The sequence below is a fragment of the Janthinobacterium sp. SUN120 genome (assembly GCF_030397735.1).
Lineage (GTDB): Bacteria > Pseudomonadota > Gammaproteobacteria > Burkholderiales > Burkholderiaceae_D > Janthinobacterium > Janthinobacterium kumbetense.
This window is the reverse complement of the sequence record NZ_JAPUBW010000002.1, coordinates 1,261,475-1,280,710: the sequence shown is the minus strand read 5'-3', so window position 1 is coordinate 1,280,710 and position 19,236 is coordinate 1,261,475. Positions and strand designations below refer to the sequence as shown.

Here is a 19,236-nt window from a genome sequence, read left to right as displayed (position 1 = left end):
ATGCTTCCATTGTCCAGAACGATCTTCAAGGCCTACGATATTCGCGGCATCATCGCTAAAACCCTCGATGCCAGCGTGGCCCACAAGATCGGTCAGGCATTTGGCCAGGCCGCTCTGGCCAAGGGCGAGCAGCGGGTCGTGATCGGCCGCGATGGTCGCCTGTCGGGGCCGGAATTGACGGCGGCGCTGGCGCAGGGCTTGCAAGCTGCAGGCGTCGACGTGATCGACCTGGGCGTGGTGGCCACGCCGATGGTCTACTTCGGCACGAATGTGCTCGACACGCGTTCCGGCATCATGGTCACGGGCAGCCACAATCCGCCCGACTACAACGGCTTCAAGATGGTGCTGGCCGGTGAAGCCATTCACGGCGAAGCGATCCAGGCCCTGTACCACAGCATCGTCGCGCACGACGGCAGCGCCAGCAGCACGCCAGGCAGCTATGCCACGCACGATATCCGCGCCGCCTACCTGGAGCGCATCCTGGGTGACGTCAAGCTGGCGCGTCCGATCAAGATCGCCGTCGACTGCGGCAATGGCGTGGCCGGCGCATTCGCGGGCGACCTGTTCCGCGGCATGGGCTGCGAGGTCATCGAATTGTTCTGCGAAGTCGATGGCAATTTCCCGAACCATCATCCGGATCCGGCGCATCCGGAAAACCTGCAAGACCTGATCCGCTGCCTGGCCGAGACGGATGCGGAAATCGGCATCGCCTTCGATGGCGACGGCGACCGCCTGGGCGTGGTCACCAAGGATGGTCAGATCATCTACCCCGACCGCCAGATGATGCTGTTCGCTGCCGACGTGCTGACCCGCCATCCTGGCGCGCAAATCCTGTATGACGTGAAGTGCACGCGCCACCTGGCGCCTTACATCACCAAGCATGGCGGCGTGCCACTGATGTACAAGACGGGCCACTCGCTGGTGAAAGCCAAGCTGCGCGAAACGGGCGCGCCGCTGGGCGGCGAAATGAGCGGCCATATCTTCTTCAAGGATCGCTGGTACGGTTTCGACGACGGTCTGTATTCGGCTGCGCGCCTGCTGGAAATCCTCACGCGCGAAGCCGATCCTTCCGCCCTGTTGAACGCCCTGCCGCAGTCCGACAGCACGCCGGAACTGCACCTGGAACTGAAGGAAGGCGAGAACGTCGCGCTGATGGACATGCTGCGCCGCGACGCCGTCTTCCCCGGCAATGAGCAGATCATCACCATCGATGGTTTGCGCGTGGAGTATGCGGATGGTTTCGGCCTGGCCCGTTCGTCGAACACCACGCCGGTGATCGTCATGCGCTTCGAAGCGGAAACGCCGGCAGCGCTGGCGCGCATCCAGGGACAGTTCAAGAGCGTGATCCTGGCTGCCAAGCCAGACGCTGTGCTGCCGTTCTGACAGCATGGCCGGCCAAGCTGGCGCACAGGCGCCCTTGAAAATCCTGCTGGTGCGGGTGTCCTCGCTGGGCGACGTACTGCATAACCTGCCGATGGTGGCGGATATCGCCCGCCACTATCCGGATGCGACCATCGACTGGGTGGTCGAAGAGGGTTATGTCAGCCTGGTGCGCCTGAACCCGCGCGTGGGCACCATCTTCCCGTTCGCGCTGCGGCGCTGGCGCAAGAGCCTGGGCAAGAAAGAGACGCGCGCGGAAATCGCCGCCTTCTTCCGCAGCCTGCGGCAGACGCATTACGATTATGTGTTCGATACCCAGGGCTTGCTCAAGACGGGCATCATCATGGGTGCCGCGCGCCTGGCGCCGGGTGGACAGAAAGTCGGCCTGGCCAATGGTAGCGAAGGCTCCGGCTACGAAGGCATCTCGCGCATTTTTCATACGAAGAGCATTCCGCTCGACCCGCGCACGCATGCGGTAGCGCGCGGCCGCCTGGTGGCCGGCGCGGCGCTCGGCTATACGGTCGATACGCCGGCCGATTTCGGCTTGCCCGACGTGTCGGGCAGCGAAGCGCGTCCGGACTGGATGGGCGAGGCGCCCTACTGCGTGTATTTCCACGGCACGGCGCGCGACGCCAAGAAGTGGGCGCCGGAAAACTGGATCGCCCTGGGCCACGCGCTCGCTCCCATGCCGATTTTGCTGCCCTGGGGTTCGCCCAAGGAAAAGGCGGAAGCCGAACAACTGGCGGCCAGCCTGCCCAACGCGCGCCTGCTGCCGAAGCTGTCGATGGAAGACGCCACCCTGCTGGCGCGCCATGCGGCGCTGGTGATCGGCGTCGACACGGGCCTGACGCATATCGCCGCCGCCTTTGTACGTCCGACGGTGGAAATCTATGCCGATTCGCCGCTGTGGAAAACGGAAGGCAACTGGTCGCCGAAAATCATCAACCTGGGCGACAAAGGCGCGCCGCCCGGCGTGCCGGAAGTGCTGGCCGCGGCGCGGCGCCTGCTGGCCGACCATCCTCCCGCCTGACTTCAACATCAAACAAACATGCGACTTCTTTATACCCTTGCCTGGTGGCTGGCCTTGCCCCTGGTGCTGGCGCGGCTGTGGCTGCGCGGACGCCAGGAACCTGGCTACCGCCAGCACTGGGGCGAGCGTCTGGGCTTTTATGGACGCCGGCCGACATCCGCTACCGACACCATCTGGCTGCACGCCGTCTCCGTCGGCGAGACGCGCGCGGCCGAGCCGTTGATCGATGCGCTGCTGGCCGCATGGCCCGCGTGCCGCATCGTCCTCACGCACATGACGCCGACGGGGCGCGCCACGGGAAAATCCCTGTTCGCCAGACACGGCGCGCGCCTCGTGCAAAGCTACCTGCCGTATGACACGGGCGCCATGCCGGCCCGTTTCATCCGCCATTTCGCGCCGCGCATCTGCATCCTGATGGAGACTGAAGTGTGGCCAAACCTGATCCACCAATGCAATCGCTACAAAGTGCCCGTGGTGCTGGCCAATGCGCGCCTGTCGCAGCGATCGCTGGGCAAGGCGCAGCGCCTGGGGAAACTCATCGCCGATGCGGCGCGCGGCATCACCCTGGTCGCGGCGCAGACGCAGGACGACGCCGATCGCGTGCGCCAGCTGGGCGTGCGTGACGTGGTGGTCACGGGCAGCATCAAGTTCGACGTCGTCGTGCCCGAGGCGGTGCTGGCGACAGGCGCCTGGCTGCGCGGCGCCATCGGCACACGTCCCGTGCTGCTGTGCGCCAGCACGCGCGAAGGGGAAGAGCAACTGATTCTCGACGCCTTGGGCCGCGCCAGCCTGCCAGCGAATGCGCTGCTGTTGATCGTGCCGCGCCATCCGCAGCGCTTCGACGAGGTGGAAAAGCTCATCGCGGCGCAGGGCCTGGCCGTGCAGCGCAGGTCTGGCATGGCGCAGGGCGATGCCGTGGCGGCGGGCACGCAGGTGCTGCTGGGCGACTCGATGGGCGAGATGTTTGCGTATTATGCGGCCTGCGATTGCGCTTTCGTGGGCGGCAGCCTGCTGCCGCTGGGTGGTCAAAACCTGATCGAGCCGGCGGCCCTGGGCAAGCCCGTGCTGATCGGCCCCCACACCTTCAATTTTGCGCTGGTGACCGAGCAGGCGATTGCCGCAGGCGGTGCCGCGCTGGTGGCGGACGCCGACGCGCTGATGGCGCAGGCGGCGGCCCTGCTGCAGGATCCCGCGCGTCTGGCGGCCATGGGAGAAAAAGCGCTGGCGTTTGCCAGCCAGCACCGGGGCGCCACGCCGCGCACGATCGCTGCGATCCAGCCTTTGCTGCCAGCTTAATTGAACAGGACTGGCAATTCCTGCGAGCGTTTTCTGAGCGCCTGCTTGGCCCCATCGTAATCGGGATAGATCGATTCCACGGTGGCCCAGAAGCGGGGGCTGTGGTTCATTTCCAGCAGATGCGACAGTTCGTGCGCCACCACGTAGTCGATGAGCGGCAGGGCGAAATGGATCAGGCGCCAGTTCAGGCGGATCTTGCGCTCGATGGTGCAGCTGCCCCAGCGCGTGCCGGCCGATGACAGCGACAATGAATCGTAGCGCACGCCCAGCTTGTCCGCATAGACGTCCAGGCGCGACTCGAACAGCTGGCGCGCCTCGTGCTGGAACCAGCCCTTCACTTTTTCCTTCAACTGCTGCTCGCTGCCCGTGGGCGTGACCCATACGTGCAGTTCATTCGTCTCGCGCTGGAAGCTGGCACGGTGGCGCGGCGCCTGGTGCAGGCGCAAGGTGATGTCGCCGCCAAGATACGGCAGCACGGCACCGTCGACCCATGCCACGGGCGGGCGCTGCTGGCGCTGCACCTTGCGTTCGCCCCGTTCCAGCAGTTTCGAGACGATCCAGCCTTGCTTGGCGCGGATGGCGTTGTCGATTTCGGCCAGGGTGACGCGCTTGGGCGCCGTGACGCGCAAGCCGTTATCGTCGATCATGAAGCCGATGGAGCGGCGCGTGGAACGGCGCAGGGCAAATTCGACGAGGTGGCTGCCCAGTTGCAGCTGGCGCAGTGGCGGGCCATCGGCGGTGCGTGGCGGGGAAGGCAGGGGAGGCGAGGCAGGACGAGCGATGGGGGGCGCGGGTGCCACTAGCGGTGGCGCCACGGGCGGCGCTGGCGGTGCCGTGGGGCGCACCGCCGGGGGCGTGCTGGTCGAGACGTCATGCGCGAACAAATCCAGTTGCTGGTCGCCGACCCTGATGGTCTTCATCTGCTGGCGCAGTGTCGGCTCCTGGATGACCGCGCTGATGCCGTCTAGCCAGCGTTGTAGGCGTGAGGCGAAATGACGCGCATTTCTGATTCTATCCAATTTTCCACCTGTTGCATCATGCTGTCCGGGGTTTGCCCTTCCGGCGAAATCGGTTTGCCTATCGAGACGGTGATCAGTCCCGGGCGTTTGAGGAACGATTGCTTGGGCCAGCACTCGCCTGAATTATGCGCAATCGGCACCACCACGGCGCCCGTGGCGATAGCCAAACGCGTGCCGCCGCTCTTGTACTTGCCCGCCTGGCCCACGGGAATGCGGGTACCTTCAGGGAACATGATAATCCATTGGCCATCTGCCAGGCGGCGCTTGCCATGTGCGACGACGCTCTTGAACGCATGCTTGCCCTGCTTGCGGTCGATGGGGATCATGCGCAGCAGCGCCATGGCCCAGCCGAAGAAGGGGATGTACAAAATCTCCTTCTTGAACACATATACGAGCGGGCGTGGCAGGCTGGGAAGCAAAAAGATGGTTTCCCAGGCCGACTGGTGCTTCGAGAGCACGATGGCCGGCGCATCGGGGAAGTTCTCTGCGCCCTTGACTTCATAGCGGATGCCGCAAATGACCTTGGCACACCACAGGATAAACACGTTCCAGCGCGAGGTGACCCAATAGCGCTTGTTGTAGCTCAATGGCGCGGCAAAAAAGCACACGCAGGCCCAGACGATGGTGGCCACGATCATGATGATCATGAACAGCAGGGATCGCAGGAACAGGGAAATATTACGCAATGCGGTTCTCCGAAGATTAGATACTGAATGCCACCGTGGGCGCCGGTGTCGCTGGCGCCTTGAGCAGGTGGCTGACGACGGCGGCCAGGTCGGGGAAGACCTGGGTGCCAGGCGGCAGGCCGCCCGTTTCATTGGTCTTCTCGCCCTTGCCCGTCAAGACCAGGTAGGGCACGCAGCCGCTGATGAAGCCTGCCTGCAGGTCGCGCAGCGAATCGCCGACCGTGGGCACGCCTTTCAGGCTGGTGTTGTAGCGCTGCGAAATTTCATGGAACATGCCGGGCTTGGGCTTGCGGCAGTCGCAATTGTCCGCGCCCGCATGCGGGCAAAAGAAGATGGCGTCGATATCGGCGCCCACTTGCTGCGCCAATGTGTGCATCTTCTGGTGGATCGCGTTCAAGACCGTCATGTCGAAGTACTCGCGCGCGATGCCCGACTGGTTCGAGGCGATGACGACGCGATAGCCTGCCTGGTTCAGGCGGGCGATCGCTTCGAGCGAGCCGGGGATCGGCAGCCATTCGGCAGGCGACTTGATGAAGTCCGGCGAGTCATGATTAATGACGCCGTCGCGGTCGAGAATAATCAGCTTCAGCGCCGGCGTGCCCATTATGCCGCCAGCTTCGAAATGTCGGCGACGCGGTTCATCATGCCGTGCAGCGACGACAGCAAGGCCAGGCGGTTGTTGCGCAGGGCGACATCCTCGGCCATTACCATCACGTCGTTGAAGAAGCCATCGACATCGTCGCGCAGCTGCGCCAGCGTTTGCAGGGTGCTGGTGAAGTCACCCTTGGCGAAGGCCGCGTCGACTTCCGGCTGCACGCGCGAGACGGCGGTGGCCAGTTTTTTCTCCGCCTCGTCCTGCAGCAGCGCCACGTTGACGCCGCCGGCGGCGACCTGGCTCACGGCTTCTTCGTTCTTTTTCAGGATGTTCGTGATGCGCTTGTTGGCGGCGGCCAGCGAGGCGCTTTCCGTCAGGGCGGCAAACGCCTGCACGGCTTCCAGGCGCTGCACGATGTCGTCCAGGCGGTCCGGGTTTTGCGCCACGACGGCTTCGATTTCATTCGGCGAGAAACCGCGCTCGCGCAGGATGCCGCGCAGGCGGTCCAGCATGAAGGTGGTGACGTCCGCGACCGGGTCCTTGAAGCCGGGAACGGCCGCGAACTGCGCTGCGGCATCGGCCAGCAAGCCCTGGATCGACAAAGGCAAGCGTTTTTCCAGCAGCATGCGCAGCACGCCCAGGGCATGGCGGCGCAGCGCGAATGGATCCTTGTCGCCCGTCGGCGCCAGGCCGATGGCCCAGATACCGACCAGGGTTTCGAGCTTGTCGGCCAGCGCCACGGCGGTACCGGTGGCGGTCGATGGCAGGCTGTCGCCGGCAAAGCGCGGCTGGTAATGTTCGGAGGCGGCCAGCGCTACTTCTTCCGGTTCGCCGTCATGGCGCGCGTAGTACGTGCCCATGATGCCTTGCAGCTCGGGGAATTCGCCTACCATGTCGGTCAGCAAATCGGCCTTGGCCAGCAGGGCGCCGCGTTCGGCCAGGGCGACGTCATATTGCAGCTTGGCGGCGATCGCGCCGGCCAGCGACTTGACGCGTTCTGTGCGTGCCGCCTGCGTGCCGAGCTTGTTGTGGTAGACGACATTGGCCAGCAGCGGCAGGCGCGATGCCAGGGTTTTCTTCTTGTCTTGCTCGAAGAAGAACTTGGCGTCGGACAGGCGCGGGCGCACGACGCGCTCGTTGCCGCCGATGATGTGTTCAGGGGTGTCCGTTTCGATGTTCGACACGATCAGGAAGCGCGAGCGCAGCTTGCCTTCGCTGTCCGTCAGGGCGAAGTATTTCTGGTTCGTCTGCATGGTGAGAATCAGGCATTCCTGCGGCACGGCCAGGAATTCTTCCTCGAAGTGGCACTCATACACGACCGGCCATTCGACCAGGGCCGTGACTTCATCGAGCAGCGCTTCGGGCATCAGCACCTGGTCGGCGCCGGCCTTGTCCAGCAGCTGGGCGCGGATGCGCTCCTTGCGTTCTTCGTTGCTGGCGATGACGCTGGCGTTGAGGATCAGCGACGGTGCATAGTTCTCGGCGTGCGCAATGGTGATCGGCGCGCCGTCGGTGAGGAAGCGGTGGCCCAGGGTGGTGCGGCCGGCCGTCAAACCCAGCAAGGTCAACGGCAGGATATTGATGCCGTGCAGGGCGATCAGGCTGTGGGCCGGGCGCACGAATTGCACGGTGCTGCCGTCCGGGCGCTGATAGCTCATCAGCTTTGGAATCGGCAGCTTGGCGGCCGACTCGGCCAGGGCAGCTTGCGCGCCCATGGCGAGCTGGCTGCCGGGTGCCGTGTAGGTGTAGAAGAAGCTTTCAGCCTTGCCGTCGGCGGCGCGTTCCAGCTCGGCCACCGTCAGCTCGGGGAAACCCAGCGCGGCCAGTTTCTTGGCCAGCGGCGGCGTGCCGTTGCCGTTCGCGTCCAGCGCCACGGAGACGGGCAAGACTTTTTCGCGGATCGATTTATCGGGCGAGACTTCGCGCACGTTGGTGATGGAAATGGCCAGGCGGCGCGGCGAGGCGTAGCTGGTGGCGACGCTGTCGGCTTCCAGGAAGTCGCGCGCCTTCAGGCCGTTGACGATGCCGGCCGTGAAGGCGGCGCCCAGTTTGGCCAGCGCTTTCGGCGGCAGTTCTTCGGTCAGCAGTTCGATGAGCAGTGTTTGGTTCATGGTGTTCTTGTCTGGTACGGCAGTGTATGAGCTAGGCAATCAAGCGGCGGCGGGTTGGTCTGCGGCGGGCAGCATCGGGAAACCGAGGCGCTCGCGCGAGTCGTAATACGCTTGCGCCACCAGACGCGACAGGGTGCGCACGCGGCCGATGTAGGCGGCGCGTTCCGTCACCGAGATGGCGCCGCGCGCATCTAACATATTGAAGCTGTGCGAGGCCTTCATGATCTTTTCGTAGGCGGGCAGGGTCAGTTGCAGCTCGATCAGGCGCTTCGCTTCCGCTTCGTAGTTGCCGAACTGTTCGAACAGCAGGTCCGTATTCGCGTGCTCGAAGTTGTAGGTCGATTGCTCCACCTCGTTCTGATGGAAGACGTCGCCGTAGGTCAGCTTCTTCGTGACCCCGTTCTCTTCCCACTCGGTCCACACCAGGTCATACACGTTTTCCACGCCTTGCAGGTACATGGCCAGGCGTTCGATGCCGTAGGTGATTTCGCCCAGCACGGGTTTGCAATCGAGGCCGCCCACTTGCTGGAAGTAGGTAAATTGCGTCACTTCCATGCCGTTCAGCCAGACTTCCCAGCCCAGGCCCCAGGCGCCCAGGGTCGGGCTTTCCCAGTCGTCTTCGACGAAGCGCACGTCATTCTGCTTCAAATCCAGGCCCAGGGCGGCCAGCGAACCCAGATACAGGTCGAGGATGTTTTCCGGCGCGGGCTTGAGCACCACCTGATACTGGTAATAGTGCTGCATGCGGTTCGGATTTTCGCCATAGCGGCCATCCTTCGGGCGGCGCGACGGCTGCACATACGCGGCGCGCCAAGGCTCCGGGCCGATCGCGCGCAGGAAGGTGCCGGTGTGGAAGGTGCCGGCGCCGACTTCCATGTCGTAAGGCTGGAGCAGGGCGCAACCTTGCTTGTCCCAATAGGTTTGCAAGGTCAGGATAATTTGTTGAAATGTGAGCATCGTATGAGTTCGCCGCGCGGGAGGCTGCGCTTTGTTAAGGTTTGCTTGAAGCCCGGACACATGCTTGGAAGCGCGTCCGGGCCGGGGTTTTGCTAATTTTAGCGGTTTTTACGGGCCCACTGTGACTCTTCGGGCAATATCGGCCGCTTATTGCTGCGCGGCGCGGCCACGGCGGGCGGCGCGCGACAGCAGGAAGGCCGTCAGCAGGGCCAGCGCGGCCAGGGCCAGCACCAGTTTGTTGCCGTAAAGAATGTATGGCGTCATGCCGCCCATGCCTTGCACCTTGGCCGCCAGGGTGGCTTGCTGTTCCGGCGGCAGCAGGCTTTGCACCACGCCCTTGCCGTCGATGACGGCGGTGGCGCCCGTATTCGTCGAGCGCAGCATCGGGCGGCCCGTTTCCATGCTGCGCATCTGCGAAATCTGCAAATGCTGCGGGATGGCGATCGAGTCGCCAAACCAGGCCAGGTTCGAGATATTCAGCAGCACCGATGCCGACTGCTTGCCATTGCGGTGGGCGCTGGCCAGCTGGCCGGCGATTTCCTCGCCAAACAAGTCTTCGTAGCAGATATTCGGCAGCACCAGCTGGTCGCGCACGGCCAAAGGCGCTTGCACCTCGGCGCCGCGGCCCATGTCGCCCAGCGGGATGGCCATCATGGCGACAAACCAGTGCAGGCCGGGCGGCACGAATTCGCCGAACGGCACCAGGTGGTGCTTGCGGTACTGGTAATACGGTCCCGGCGTGCCGTTGGGCGTGATCCCCACGGCTGCATTGTAAAAGCGCTGCTGCTCGTCGAGCACGGGCATGCCGACCAAAATCGAGCTGCCCGTCTGCCGCGCATACGTCGCCAGGCTATCCAGATAGCCGGGCGGCAGCTGGTGCGGCAGCACGGTGACGGCCGTTTCCGGCGTGGCGATCAGGTCGGCCGGCGCGCTGGTGATGGCGCCCTGGTACATCTGCAGGGCGCCCAGCACGAAGCCGGGGTCGAATTTCTGCTGCTGCGGCACATTGCCCTGCAGCAGGCGCACCGTGATCGGGCGTCCGACCGGATGCGTCCACGCCACGTACTGCAAGCCGATGCCGGCTGCGTACAGCGCGATCACGCCGCCCAGCGCGAACCAGCGCGTACGGTGCGTGAGCAAGAGCAGGGCGCCGGCCGACAGCGCCGCCAGCCAGCCCAGGCCATATGACCCAACGATGGGGGCGAAGCCGGCCAGCGGGCTGGCATTGTGGGCGTAACCGGTGGCCAGCCACGGGAAACCCGTAAACAGCCAGCCGCGCGTCCATTCGAACAGGGTCCAGGTCGCGGGCAGCACCAGCAGGGTCATGGCGGGCAGGGACAGCACCCAGCGCTGGCGCAGCCAGGCGGCAGCACCCATGGCCAGGGCCACGTAAATGGCCATCAACAGGGCCAGCAGGGCCACGGCGACGGCGGCAATCGGCGCGGCCATGTCGCCATAGCGGTGCATGGAAATGTACAGCCAGTGCGTGCCGGCCGCGCACCAGCCGAAGCCGTAGGCCCAGCCGATCAGCGCGCCGCCCTTGACGCTGGACGAACGCAGCACCTGGTAGAACAGCACGCCCAGGCTGAGGATTTGCAGCGGCCAGTAGCCGAAAGGGGCGAACGCCAGCACGGCGACGGCGCCGGCGATGGCGGCAGTCAGCATGCGCGCCCAGGTGCTGCGGGGCGGTTTGGCGGGGGCGTTGGGGTCGGCGCGTCTGAAACGCATTTACAGGACGCGCATGTCAGAGTTCCAGTTCCGGCACGTTGGGCAGGCGCTCGACGAGCAGCACGTGCACCTGGCGCGCATCGGCGCGCAGCACCTCGAAGCGCAGATTGCCCAGGTCGAAAATATCGCCCTTGTGCGCCATGCGGCCCAGGTACTTCGACACGAGGCCGCCGATGGTGTCGACGTCGTCGTCCACCAGGTGGCTGCCCACTTCTTCGTTGAACTGCTCGATCTCGGTCAGCGCCTTGACGCGCCAGCGGGGGCCGAACTGGCCTTCCTTGAGCGACAGGATGTTGTCCTCGGCTTCGTCGAAGTCGTATTCATCCTCGATATCGCCGACGATCTGTTCCAGCACGTCTTCGATGGTGATCAGGCCGGCGACGCCGCTGTATTCATCGACGACGATGGCCATGTGATTGTGGTTGGCGCGGAAATCGCGCAGCAGCACATTCAGGCGTTTCGATTCGGGGATGAAGATGGCGGGGCGCAGCATGTCGCGGACGTCGAAAGTTTCTTCTGCGTAATAACGCAGCAAGTCTTTCGCCAGCAGGATACCGATGACCTTGTCGCGCTCGCCTTCGATCGCGGGGAAGCGCGAGTGGGCGGTGGACAGGACTTCCGGCATCCATTCCTCGATCGGCTTGCTGATGTCGATGACATCCATTTGCGAGCGGGGAATCATGATGTCGCGCGCACAGAGATCCGATACCTGAAACACGCCTTCGATCATCGACAGGGCGTCGGCGTCGATCAGCTTGCGTTCATGCGCATCGTGTAGAACATCGAGCAATTCTGCACGGTTCTCTGGCTCGGGGGAAATGAGTGCGGTCAGGCGTTCAAACAGTGACCGGTGGGGCTTGACGTCAGTTCTGACGCCACTAGGGTGCTCGGGCATAGGAGGCGTGAGCCGTTGTTGCGAAGGGATATAGGATACACCAAAAGTGGGGGAATACCGGATTTCCCCGCTTTTGATGCAAATTTAATACGTTGAAGTGCGCCGTTGCCCGATGTTTTACGCGGCGTCCGGGCCCAGCACGCGCGCGTGCAAGGCCGCCACGTCTGCCTGCCAGTCGGCGAAATGCTCGCTGTCCTGCCACAGCTGGCGCAGTTCCGACGACTCGGCCGTGATGCGCTCGAAGGCCAGGCGCGCCTTGTCCAGCAGCGGCGGCGTCACCTTCTTCTTGCAGGCGGCCACCCACTCGTCCACTTCCGCCGTGGCCGGGTCGTCCTCGCCCGGCTTGCCCAGGAGGCGCGCGATCACTTCCAGCGCGGCCAGCGCTTCGGCGGCGAACGGCGCTTCCAGTTCCGCTTCCTGGCTGTCGATGACGTTGTCGAGCGTCGTCTCGACCAGTTCCAAGGTTTTATATTCGTGCAAGTCCTGCGCCCAATCCATGGCGTAGTCGTTGCCGAAGGCGTCAGTGGCCCAGGTTCCCATGGTCTTACTCCTTGTACGGATCGGTAATGCCGAGCTTGGCCAGGATGTCCGTTTCCAGGCCCTCCATTTCGGCCGCTTCTTCGTCATCCATGTGGTCGTAGCCCTGCGCATGCAGCACGCCGTGCACGATCAGATGGGCCGTATGCTCTTCCACGCTTTTCTTCTGTTCCGCCGCTTCCTTTTCCAGCACGTCGGTGCACAGGATGATGTCGGCGCGCGTCGGCTCGTCGTCGCTTAACTCTTCGCCTTCGTTGTAGGCGAACGTCAGCACGTTGGTGGCGTAGTCCTTTTCGCGGTAATCGCGGTTCAAGGTACGGCCTTCCGCCGCGTCGACGAAGCGGATGGTGAATTCTGCGGGGGCGAACAGGGCCGCCTTGACCCAGCGGCGCACTTTCGGGCGCGTGATCAGGGTTTCCAGGCGGGCGTCCGGGTATTGCACGGACAGGGACAGTTTATTTTTTTCGGACATTTTTGGCGGCAGCTGGTTTCAACAAGGGGAGTAACTGGGCGGCGTCGGCGTTGGCCGCCTGCGCCGTTTCATAGGCGTCGACGATGCGCGCGACGAGCGGATGGCGCACCACGTCGGTGCTGTTAAATTGCGTGAAGCCGATGCCGCGCACGTCTTTCAATACGTGCACGGCGTCGATCAGGCCGCTCGTCTGGCTCTTGTGCAGGTCGACTTGCGTGACGTCGCCCGTCACCACGGCCTTGCTGCCGAAGCCGATGCGCGTCAAAAACATCTTCATCTGTTCGACGGTGGTGTTTTGCGCCTCGTCAAGGATGACGAAGGCGTGGTTCAGGGTGCGTCCGCGCATGTAGGCCAGCGGGGCGATCTCGATCACCTGTTTTTCAAACAGTTTTTGCGTGCGGTCAAAGCCCAGCAAATCATACAGCGCATCGTAGAGGGGACGCAGATACGGGTCGACCTTTTGCGCCAGGTCACCCGGCAGGAAGCCCAGGCGTTCGCCCGCTTCGACGGCGGGGCGCGTCAAGATGATGCGCTTGACGGCGTCGCGTTCGAGCGCGTCGACGGCGCAGGCGACGGCCAGGTAGGTTTTACCCGTGCCCGCCGGGCCCACGCCGAAGCTGATGTCGTGCTCGAGGATGTCGCGCAAATACGCGATCTGGTGCGGCGTGCGCCCGCGCAGGTCGGCGCGCCGGGTTTTCAGCACGGGGCTGGCGATGTCGGGCTCGACGAAGGTGCTGACGGGGGCGTTGGCGTGGTGTTCCGAGGCGGCGGACAGGCCCGCACGCTGTTCCACCAGGGCCAGCTGCACTTCTTCCAGCGGCACGACCTTGTTGGCGATGGCGTAGAACTGCTCGAGGATTTCCACGGCGCGTTCGGCATTGCTGCCGCCGACGATGAATTTCTCGCCGCGGCGGAAGATCGTCACGTCGAGGGCGGCGGAAATCTGGCGCAGGTTTTCATCGAGGGGGCCGCACAGGTGCGCCAGGCGCGTGTTGTCGAGCGGCTCGGGGATGAAGTAATGCGGCTGTATCGGGGCTTTGGTTTTCAACTGGCTCTTTTCAATGCGGGTGCGCTGGCGACGAGTTCGCCGCGCAGGGTGTAGGAATGGCTTTCGGTGATGCGCACGTCGACCAGCTGGCCGACCAATTGCAAACCGTCGGGGCCGGCGTCGAAATTGACCACTCGGTTGTTTTCCGTGCGGCCTTGCAGTTCGCTGTCATTGGTGTCCTTCTTCGAGCGGCCTTCGACGAGGATGGTTTGCACGGTGCCGACCATGGCCAGGCTGTATTTGCGCGTGTTGGCGTCGATGGCCGCTTGCAACTGTTGCAAGCGAGCCAGCTTGACGTCATGCGGCGTGTCGTCTTCCAGGCTGGCGGCCGGCGTGCCGGGGCGCTTGCTGAAGATGAAGCTGTAGCTGTTGTCGAAGCCCACGTCGGCGATCAGCTTCATCATGGCGTCGAAGTCGGCCTGGGTCTCGCCGGGGAAACCGACGATGAAGTCGGACGAAATGGCCATGTTCGGGCGCACGGCGCGGATGCGGCGGATGATGGATTTGTATTCGAGGCCCGTGTAGCCGCGCTTCATGGCGCCGAGCACCTTGTCGGAACCGTGCTGCGCGGGCAAATACAGGTGGTCGACCAGCTGCGGGATCTTCGCATAGGCATCGATCAGGCGCTGCGTGAATTCCTTCGGGTGGCTGGTGACGAAGCGCATGCGAGCGATGCCGGGGATGTCGGCCACGTATTCGAGCAGCAGGGCGAAGTCGGCGATCTCGCCGCCTTCCATCGCGCCACGGTAGGCGTTGACGTTTTGCCCCAGCAGGGTGATTTCCTTGACGCCCTGGGCGGCCAGGCCCGCCACTTCCGTCAGCACGTCCTCGAAGCGGCGCGACACTTCCTCGCCGCGCGTGTAGGGCACGACGCAGTAGCTGCAATATTTGCTGCAGCCTTCCATGATGGACACGAACGCCGAGGCGCCTTCCACCTTGGCTGGCGGCATGTGGTCGAACTTTTCGATTTCCGGGAAGCTGATGTCCACTTGCGCGTCGCCGCTGGCGCGGCGCAGCTCGATCATCTGCGGCAGGCGGTGCAGGGTTTGCGGGCCGAAGACCATGTCGACATACGGCGCGCGCTTGACGATGGCGTCGCCTTCCTGCGACGCCACGCAGCCGCCCACGCCGATCAGCAGGTGCGGCTTGGCCAGTTTCAGCTCGCGCAGACGGCCCAGGTCGGAAAACACTTTTTCCTGCGCCTTTTCGCGCACGGAGCAGGTATTGAGCAGGATCACATCGGCATCTTCCGGCGTGTCAGTGCGCACTAGGCCATCGGAGGCGCCCAGCACGTCGGCCATCTTGTCCGAGTCGTACTCGTTCATCTGGCAGCCGAAGGTTTTAATGAATACTTTTTTCTGCATGGCGTCGGGTGCTTATCGGTAAATGTGGCGGCAAATAAGTGGGACAAATAATGGAGCAAATCAGTGTGGCTGCAAATAAGCTGGGCAGGGGGCTTGCGCTGTGCGCCGCTCGGGGCGGGAGGCGGTGGATGACCGGCCGGGCGCCTCTGGCTGCCCGGCGGCAGGCTCGCTGCAAGTTCAGGCCATAGTTTAGCGTAAATCGCCGGGGCGGGCCATGTTGTGCTTACCTTGCCGACAAGGTTGTCGCCTGTATATGTGGCCCTGCATCGTGATGCTCAAAAGCATTTATTGCCGTGCGACACCATTGATTTGTAACAAGTTGCTGCAAAGCCTTGTGTGCGCCCGCTGGCATCCTAATGTGTTGAAATGGCATCGTTGCCAAGCCAACCAGCAGCTTGATTGATATTTAACAATCAGGAAGTTTGCGCGAGGCGCAGATGCCGCGTGTTTGGACTAGTATATTGCCTTATATGCAATTCATTTCAGTGAATTGCACGTGCTTTTACTCACGCGGCAAATTGCGTACGTTGGCTGGGCGTGGCTGTGCGAGTCCTGTGCAGGCAGTGCGATACGGAGGAAAGGCGGGGGAGGGCTGAATCCGATGACAGACGTTTATTTGAACACTCTAAGCCAGCCTTAAGTTCGTATCGGCATTATTTTCTACATTCACCAGACGAGGAAAAATCATGGCACATCATGCATTAGCATCGCAAGAGAGTTACAACCCGAACCACCTGCTGGATATTCTGCTGAGCAAGATGCAGCTGAAAAACGATGCAGCCCTGTCGCGTCTGCTCGAAGTGGCGCCACCCGTCATCAGCAAGATCCGCCATCACCGCTTGCCGGTCGGCGCCTCGCTGCTGATCCGCATGCACGAAGTGACGGGCATGAGCATCCGTGACCTGCGCGACTTGATGGGCGACCGCCGCACCAAGTATCGTCTGTCCGACGCCCAGGGCCGTCCAAAAGCGGAAGACCGCGGCGATGCGCAAGAATCGAATTATGCGCACTGATGCGGCGGTGGCGCGCTGACTGTGCCGCTTGCGTAGCTGCTGGCGGCACTGGCGTGGACCGGGCAGCATGGACACACCGCAGTACCCTTGACGGCTTTCGCTTCGCAGCGAGAGCCGTTTGCGTTTGCGGCCATGTTTAGCTCAGCAGTGCCGAGGTGATTTCGTCGTAGCGCAGTTCCGTCTCGCGGAACAGCTGCAGATACGTGTCTTCGCCCAGGCCCAGCGCATCCCAGGCTACCGGCGAGACGCGCGGCACCATGTCGTCGCCCGCCTGCGCCAGGTCGAGCGCGCAGACGACGGCATTGGCCACGTGGATCAGCGACGCGAGGAAGCCTGCTCCCGGCGCTTCCGGCTGCAGATAGTTGCCCAGCGCCAGGCGCATCGTGTCGGAAAAATTCCAGTGTTCGGCCAGCGCCACGCCGGCTTGCACGTGATCCACGCCCAGTACGGCTTGCTCCGCTTCGAGCAGGCTGCAATCGTGCGCCGCCTGGTGCGCGATGACTTGCGCATAGTGCGCGGGGAAACTGCTGACCAGCACCAGGCGGCCGATGTTGTGCAGCAAGCCGGCCGTGAACGCGTAATCCTGGTTGAAGCGGATTTGCCGCGCCAGCACCTTGGCGCAGGCGGCCGTCGCCACCGAATGGCGCCAGAAGGCCTTGTCGTCGAAACCGGGGCAGCGTCCTTCCGGGAAGCAACCTGTGATGGCCGCCGACGTGATCAGGCTGCGCGTGGTCTGGAAGCCCAGGTAAGTGATCGCCTGCTGGATGGTGGTGGCTTTCACTTGCAAGCCATATTGCGAGGAGTTGGCCAGGCGCAGGGTTTTCGCCGTCAGCGCCTGGTCGTACGATACTTTTTTGGCCAGCACGGAAATATCGACGTCTTCCTGGTCGATGCTGTTCAATAGTTCCATGACGACGGCGGGCAGCGAAGGCAAGTCATCGAGGTGGGCGACGATGTCGTCGAGCGTCAGCTGGGTACTCATGCGGCCTCTCCCGTGCCCAGGCGGTAAGCCGTGACATAGCTGCGCAGCAAGGTGGTGGCCGCGTCCAGGGGATCCTCGGGGTCATGCTTGCGGAACAGATAGGCCAGCCGTTCGCTGTCGGCCGCCTGTTGCGCGGCGATTTCTTCCGGCGAGGGGGGCGGCGCCTGGATCGGCAGCATGTCGATGTTGTGGCGCGGCATCAGGGCCAACATGTTTTCCGTCAGTACCGCGCCTTGCGGCAACAGCACTTGTCCATGCGCATCGAGCAAGACATCCGACAAGACCATGCCAGGACGAACTTGTTCCAGGGGTAGATGTTGATGCATGACCGCCATGACGACTCCTTAGATGATTGCGGGATATTACCATTGCCATGACGCAATGTCTCAACCTGTATCAAGGCCTGGTGGAAAACGGCATTGCTGTAAATCTTGCCAATAAGCATGTCATACCGTACATTTGATTCAGGCTGTTGTCCGCTGACGTCACTGCGCCCGCGCCGCGGGCTGGCGGCCTGGCCCGGGGAGTGTTGATTGATGGTGAGTATCCAAGTCCGGCTGACCCTGCTTTTTGTCGTGATCGTCACCCTGGTGCTGGGCATTTCGGGTAGCTATACCCAATATACCTTGAGCAAGGAACTCGAATCGGGCAGCGCGCGTCTGCGCAGCGGCGTGCTGACCCGCTTGCAGACCAGCTTGCCGTCCGCCCTGTGGGACCTCGACAAATCCAAGGTCGACAGCATCGTCGCGGCCGAAATGCTGCCGCCGGAACTGGTCGGCATCCGCGTCTACGACGCCTCCGTCGGCCTGTTCGCGGGCGAAGTGCGCGACGCGGCCGGCACCCTGGTGCCTTTGACCTCCGACGTGGCCATGGGCGGCACGCCCGTCGAGGCGCCGCTGGTGTTCCGCGACGCCGTGGCCGCGGCCACGGGCGGCAAGCCGGTGATCGTCGGCAAGGTCATCGTCAATTTCAGCCGTGCCCAGATCGATGCGGCCCTGCGCGGCGAAGTGCGGCGCAAGGTGCTGGAAGTGTTGCTACTTGACATCATTTTGGTGGGCGCCCTGGCGCTGAGCCTGCGCATCGTCTTTGGCCCCTTGAAACAGTTGCGCGACGGCTTGTTCGACCTGGCCACGCGCGGCAGCGATGACGTCGAAGAGCTGCCGGAAAACCGGCGCGACGAGCTGGGCGACGTGATCCGCGGCTTCAATGCCGTGCAGCGCAAGCTCAAGTCCATCATCGAGGGCAGCCGCGAGGCGGAAGACATGGCGCGCCGCTCGCAGCAGGAGACGGCGCAGGCCATGGACGAGTTGCGCCGGGCGCAGGAATCGTTGCTGCAGTCGGAACGCCTGGCCTCGCTGGGCAGCCTGGTGGCGGGCGTGGCGCATGAAATCAACACCCCGGTCGGCATCGCGCTGACCAGCGCCTCGGTGCTGAAGGAAGCCACCGATGGCATCAGCGCGGCGGTGGCGGGCGGCAGCGTGAAGAAGACCGATATCGTGCGCTACTTGGAAACGGCCGGCGAAAGCGCGCGCCTGATCATGAACAATGCCTACCGCGCCGCGCACCTGATCCACAGCTTCAAGCAGATCGCCGTCGACCAGGTCAGCGAAGCGCGCCGTTTGTTCGAATTGCGCGACTATATCGGCGAAGTCATCTCGAGCCTGCAGCCGACCCTGAAAAAGACGCGCATCCGCATCGATATCGATTGCCCGCCCGGCATCATGCTCGACAGCTATCCGGGCGCGCTGGCGCAGGTGCTGACCAACCTGGTCCTGAACTGTGTCGAGCACGCCTTCGACGCGGATACGGATGGCCACATCCATATCGGCGTGCACGGCGACAACGACTGGATCGCCATGCAGGTGCGCGACAATGGCCGCGGCATCGCACCCGACATGCTCGACCGCGTGTTCGACCCGTTTGTCACCACGCGGCGCGGACAGGGCGGCACGGGCCTGGGCTTGAATATCGTATTCAACTTGATTGCCAAGCAGTTTGGCGGCACCATCACGGTCAGCAGCACCTTGGGGCAGGGCGCGACGTTCCTGCTGCGCCTGCCCAAGGTGACGCCATTGCCGGAAGGCGCCGCCAGCGTTCCGGCCGGCCAGGCATAGGCAAGGAGA

The 19,236-nt window shown here is 63.6% G+C and carries 18 protein-coding genes; 5 read left to right on the top strand and 13 right to left on the bottom strand.

The window, feature by feature from the left end; genetic code table 11:
• Genes O0879_RS15460 through waaA form a run of 3 tightly spaced genes read left to right on the top strand, consistent with a single transcriptional unit; the run spans nucleotide 1 to nucleotide 3,706 of the window.
• Entirely contained in the window at nucleotides 1-1,383 is a 1,383-nt protein-coding gene (locus O0879_RS15460; protein ID WP_289917264.1) for a phosphomannomutase/phosphoglucomutase, read from the top strand.
• A gap of 4 nt (nucleotides 1,384-1,387) precedes the next feature.
• Complete coding sequence (waaC, locus tag O0879_RS15455) at nucleotides 1,388-2,410, top strand: lipopolysaccharide heptosyltransferase I (RefSeq protein ID WP_289917262.1); 1,023 nt, start codon at nucleotides 1,388-1,390, stop codon at nucleotides 2,408-2,410.
• Nucleotides 2,411-2,428: 18 nt separating this feature from the next.
• Nucleotides 2,429-3,706, top strand: a complete 1,278-nt coding sequence (gene waaA / locus O0879_RS15450; RefSeq protein ID WP_289917261.1) for a lipid IV(A) 3-deoxy-D-manno-octulosonic acid transferase — start codon at nucleotides 2,429-2,431, stop codon at nucleotides 3,704-3,706.
• On the opposite strand, the gene O0879_RS15445 is transcribed toward waaA, so the two are convergent.
• From O0879_RS15445 to miaB, 11 genes are all read right to left on the bottom strand, one after another.
• Nucleotides 3,703-4,626 (bottom strand): SprT family zinc-dependent metalloprotease, encoded by a 924-nt coding sequence (locus O0879_RS15445; protein ID WP_289917258.1) that lies wholly within the window; start codon nucleotides 4,624-4,626, stop codon nucleotides 3,703-3,705. The genes waaA and O0879_RS15445 overlap by 4 nt on opposite strands.
• A 44-nt stretch (nucleotides 4,627-4,670) precedes the next feature.
• A complete protein-coding gene (locus O0879_RS15440) occupies nucleotides 4,671-5,411 on the bottom strand; it encodes a lysophospholipid acyltransferase family protein (protein ID WP_034746739.1) in 741 nt (246 codons plus the stop codon).
• A gap of 16 nt (nucleotides 5,412-5,427) precedes the next feature.
• Entirely contained in the window at nucleotides 5,428-6,015 is a 588-nt protein-coding gene (gene gmhB, locus O0879_RS15435; protein WP_072455078.1) for a D-glycero-beta-D-manno-heptose 1,7-bisphosphate 7-phosphatase, read from the bottom strand.
• Complete coding sequence (gene glyS / locus O0879_RS15430; RefSeq protein WP_289917256.1) at nucleotides 6,015-8,117, bottom strand: glycine--tRNA ligase subunit beta; 2,103 nt, start codon at nucleotides 8,115-8,117, stop codon at nucleotides 6,015-6,017. The genes gmhB and glyS overlap by 1 nt, the downstream gene beginning before the upstream one ends.
• Before the next feature lie 39 nt (nucleotides 8,118-8,156).
• Nucleotides 8,157-9,074: a glycine--tRNA ligase subunit alpha gene (gene glyQ, locus O0879_RS15425; protein ID WP_034780177.1), complete on the bottom strand. Its 918-nt coding sequence runs from the start codon at nucleotides 9,072-9,074 to the stop codon at nucleotides 8,157-8,159.
• 147 nt (nucleotides 9,075-9,221) lie between these two features.
• Nucleotides 9,222-10,802, bottom strand: a complete 1,581-nt coding sequence (gene lnt / locus O0879_RS15420) for an apolipoprotein N-acyltransferase (RefSeq protein ID WP_289917254.1) — start codon at nucleotides 10,800-10,802, stop codon at nucleotides 9,222-9,224.
• Nucleotides 10,803-10,818: 16 nt separating this feature from the next.
• Nucleotides 10,819-11,697, bottom strand: a complete 879-nt coding sequence (locus O0879_RS15415; RefSeq protein ID WP_071075558.1) for a transporter associated domain-containing protein — start codon at nucleotides 11,695-11,697, stop codon at nucleotides 10,819-10,821.
• A gap of 117 nt (nucleotides 11,698-11,814) precedes the next feature.
• The gene (locus tag O0879_RS15410) at nucleotides 11,815-12,237 is read right to left on the bottom strand and encodes a DUF4259 domain-containing protein (protein WP_289917252.1); all 423 of its coding nucleotides are present in this window, start codon (nucleotides 12,235-12,237) and stop codon (nucleotides 11,815-11,817) included.
• A gap of 4 nt (nucleotides 12,238-12,241) precedes the next feature.
• A complete protein-coding gene (gene ybeY, locus O0879_RS15405) occupies nucleotides 12,242-12,706 on the bottom strand; it encodes an rRNA maturation RNase YbeY (protein WP_289917250.1) in 465 nt (154 codons plus the stop codon).
• Entirely contained in the window at nucleotides 12,690-13,754 is a 1,065-nt protein-coding gene (locus O0879_RS15400; protein WP_099666560.1) for a PhoH family protein, read from the bottom strand. The genes ybeY and O0879_RS15400 overlap by 17 nt, the downstream gene beginning before the upstream one ends.
• A complete protein-coding gene (gene miaB / locus O0879_RS15395; protein ID WP_289917247.1) occupies nucleotides 13,751-15,118 on the bottom strand; it encodes a tRNA (N6-isopentenyl adenosine(37)-C2)-methylthiotransferase MiaB in 1,368 nt (455 codons plus the stop codon). Before miaB ends, O0879_RS15400 begins: the two co-directional genes overlap by 4 nt.
• 686 nt (nucleotides 15,119-15,804) lie before the next feature.
• On the opposite strand from miaB, the gene O0879_RS15390 reads away from it, so the two are divergent.
• Nucleotides 15,805-16,131, top strand: a complete 327-nt coding sequence (locus O0879_RS15390) for a hypothetical protein (protein WP_034746769.1) — start codon at nucleotides 15,805-15,807, stop codon at nucleotides 16,129-16,131.
• 136 nt (nucleotides 16,132-16,267) lie between these two features.
• Here the strand turns inward: O0879_RS15390 and O0879_RS15385 are convergent, their stop codons facing one another.
• Nucleotides 16,268-17,113, bottom strand: a complete 846-nt coding sequence (locus tag O0879_RS15385) for an HDOD domain-containing protein (protein ID WP_289917245.1) — start codon at nucleotides 17,111-17,113, stop codon at nucleotides 16,268-16,270.
• Complete coding sequence (locus tag O0879_RS15380) at nucleotides 17,110-17,448, bottom strand: hypothetical protein (RefSeq protein ID WP_070257435.1); 339 nt, start codon at nucleotides 17,446-17,448, stop codon at nucleotides 17,110-17,112. The genes O0879_RS15385 and O0879_RS15380 overlap by 4 nt, the downstream gene beginning before the upstream one ends.
• A gap of 201 nt (nucleotides 17,449-17,649) precedes the next feature.
• Here O0879_RS15380 and O0879_RS15375 point away from each other — a divergent pair, with 201 nt between their 5' ends.
• Nucleotides 17,650-19,227, top strand: a complete 1,578-nt coding sequence (locus O0879_RS15375; protein WP_099666563.1) for a HAMP domain-containing sensor histidine kinase — start codon at nucleotides 17,650-17,652, stop codon at nucleotides 19,225-19,227.
• Nucleotides 19,228-19,236 lie beyond the last annotated feature (9 nt).

What these genes read in the sequence shown, in the direction of transcription:
- gmhB (WP_072455078.1), bottom strand. Translation starts at nt 6,015, where the DNA reads ATGGGCACGCCGGCGCTGAAGCTGATTATTCTCGACCGCGACGGCGTC.
- waaC (WP_289917262.1), top strand. Translation starts at nt 1,388, where the DNA reads ATGGCCGGCCAAGCTGGCGCACAGGCGCCCTTGAAAATCCTGCTGGTG.
- O0879_RS15380 (WP_070257435.1), bottom strand. Translation starts at nt 17,448, where the DNA reads ATGGCGGTCATGCATCAACATCTACCCCTGGAACAAGTTCGTCCTGGC.
- O0879_RS15390 (WP_034746769.1), top strand. Translation starts at nt 15,805, where the DNA reads ATGGCACATCATGCATTAGCATCGCAAGAGAGTTACAACCCGAACCAC.
- glyS (WP_289917256.1), bottom strand. Translation starts at nt 8,117, where the DNA reads ATGAACCAAACACTGCTCATCGAACTGCTGACCGAAGAACTGCCGCCG.
- O0879_RS15410 (WP_289917252.1), bottom strand. Translation starts at nt 12,237, where the DNA reads ATGGGAACCTGGGCCACTGACGCCTTCGGCAACGACTACGCCATGGAT.
- O0879_RS15375 (WP_099666563.1), top strand. Translation starts at nt 17,650, where the DNA reads ATGGTGAGTATCCAAGTCCGGCTGACCCTGCTTTTTGTCGTGATCGTC.
- lnt (WP_289917254.1), bottom strand. Translation starts at nt 10,802, where the DNA reads ATGCGTTTCAGACGCGCCGACCCCAACGCCCCCGCCAAACCGCCCCGC.
- miaB (WP_289917247.1), bottom strand. Translation starts at nt 15,118, where the DNA reads ATGCAGAAAAAAGTATTCATTAAAACCTTCGGCTGCCAGATGAACGAG.
- glyQ (WP_034780177.1), bottom strand. Translation starts at nt 9,074, where the DNA reads ATGCTCACATTTCAACAAATTATCCTGACCTTGCAAACCTATTGGGAC.
- ybeY (WP_289917250.1), bottom strand. Translation starts at nt 12,706, where the DNA reads ATGTCCGAAAAAAATAAACTGTCCCTGTCCGTGCAATACCCGGACGCC.
- waaA (WP_289917261.1), top strand. Translation starts at nt 2,429, where the DNA reads ATGCGACTTCTTTATACCCTTGCCTGGTGGCTGGCCTTGCCCCTGGTG.
- O0879_RS15415 (WP_071075558.1), bottom strand. Translation starts at nt 11,697, where the DNA reads ATGCCCGAGCACCCTAGTGGCGTCAGAACTGACGTCAAGCCCCACCGG.
- O0879_RS15460 (WP_289917264.1), top strand. Translation starts at nt 1, where the DNA reads ATGCTTCCATTGTCCAGAACGATCTTCAAGGCCTACGATATTCGCGGC.
- O0879_RS15385 (WP_289917245.1), bottom strand. Translation starts at nt 17,113, where the DNA reads ATGAGTACCCAGCTGACGCTCGACGACATCGTCGCCCACCTCGATGAC.
- O0879_RS15445 (WP_289917258.1), bottom strand. Translation starts at nt 4,626, where the DNA reads ATGAAGACCATCAGGGTCGGCGACCAGCAACTGGATTTGTTCGCGCAT.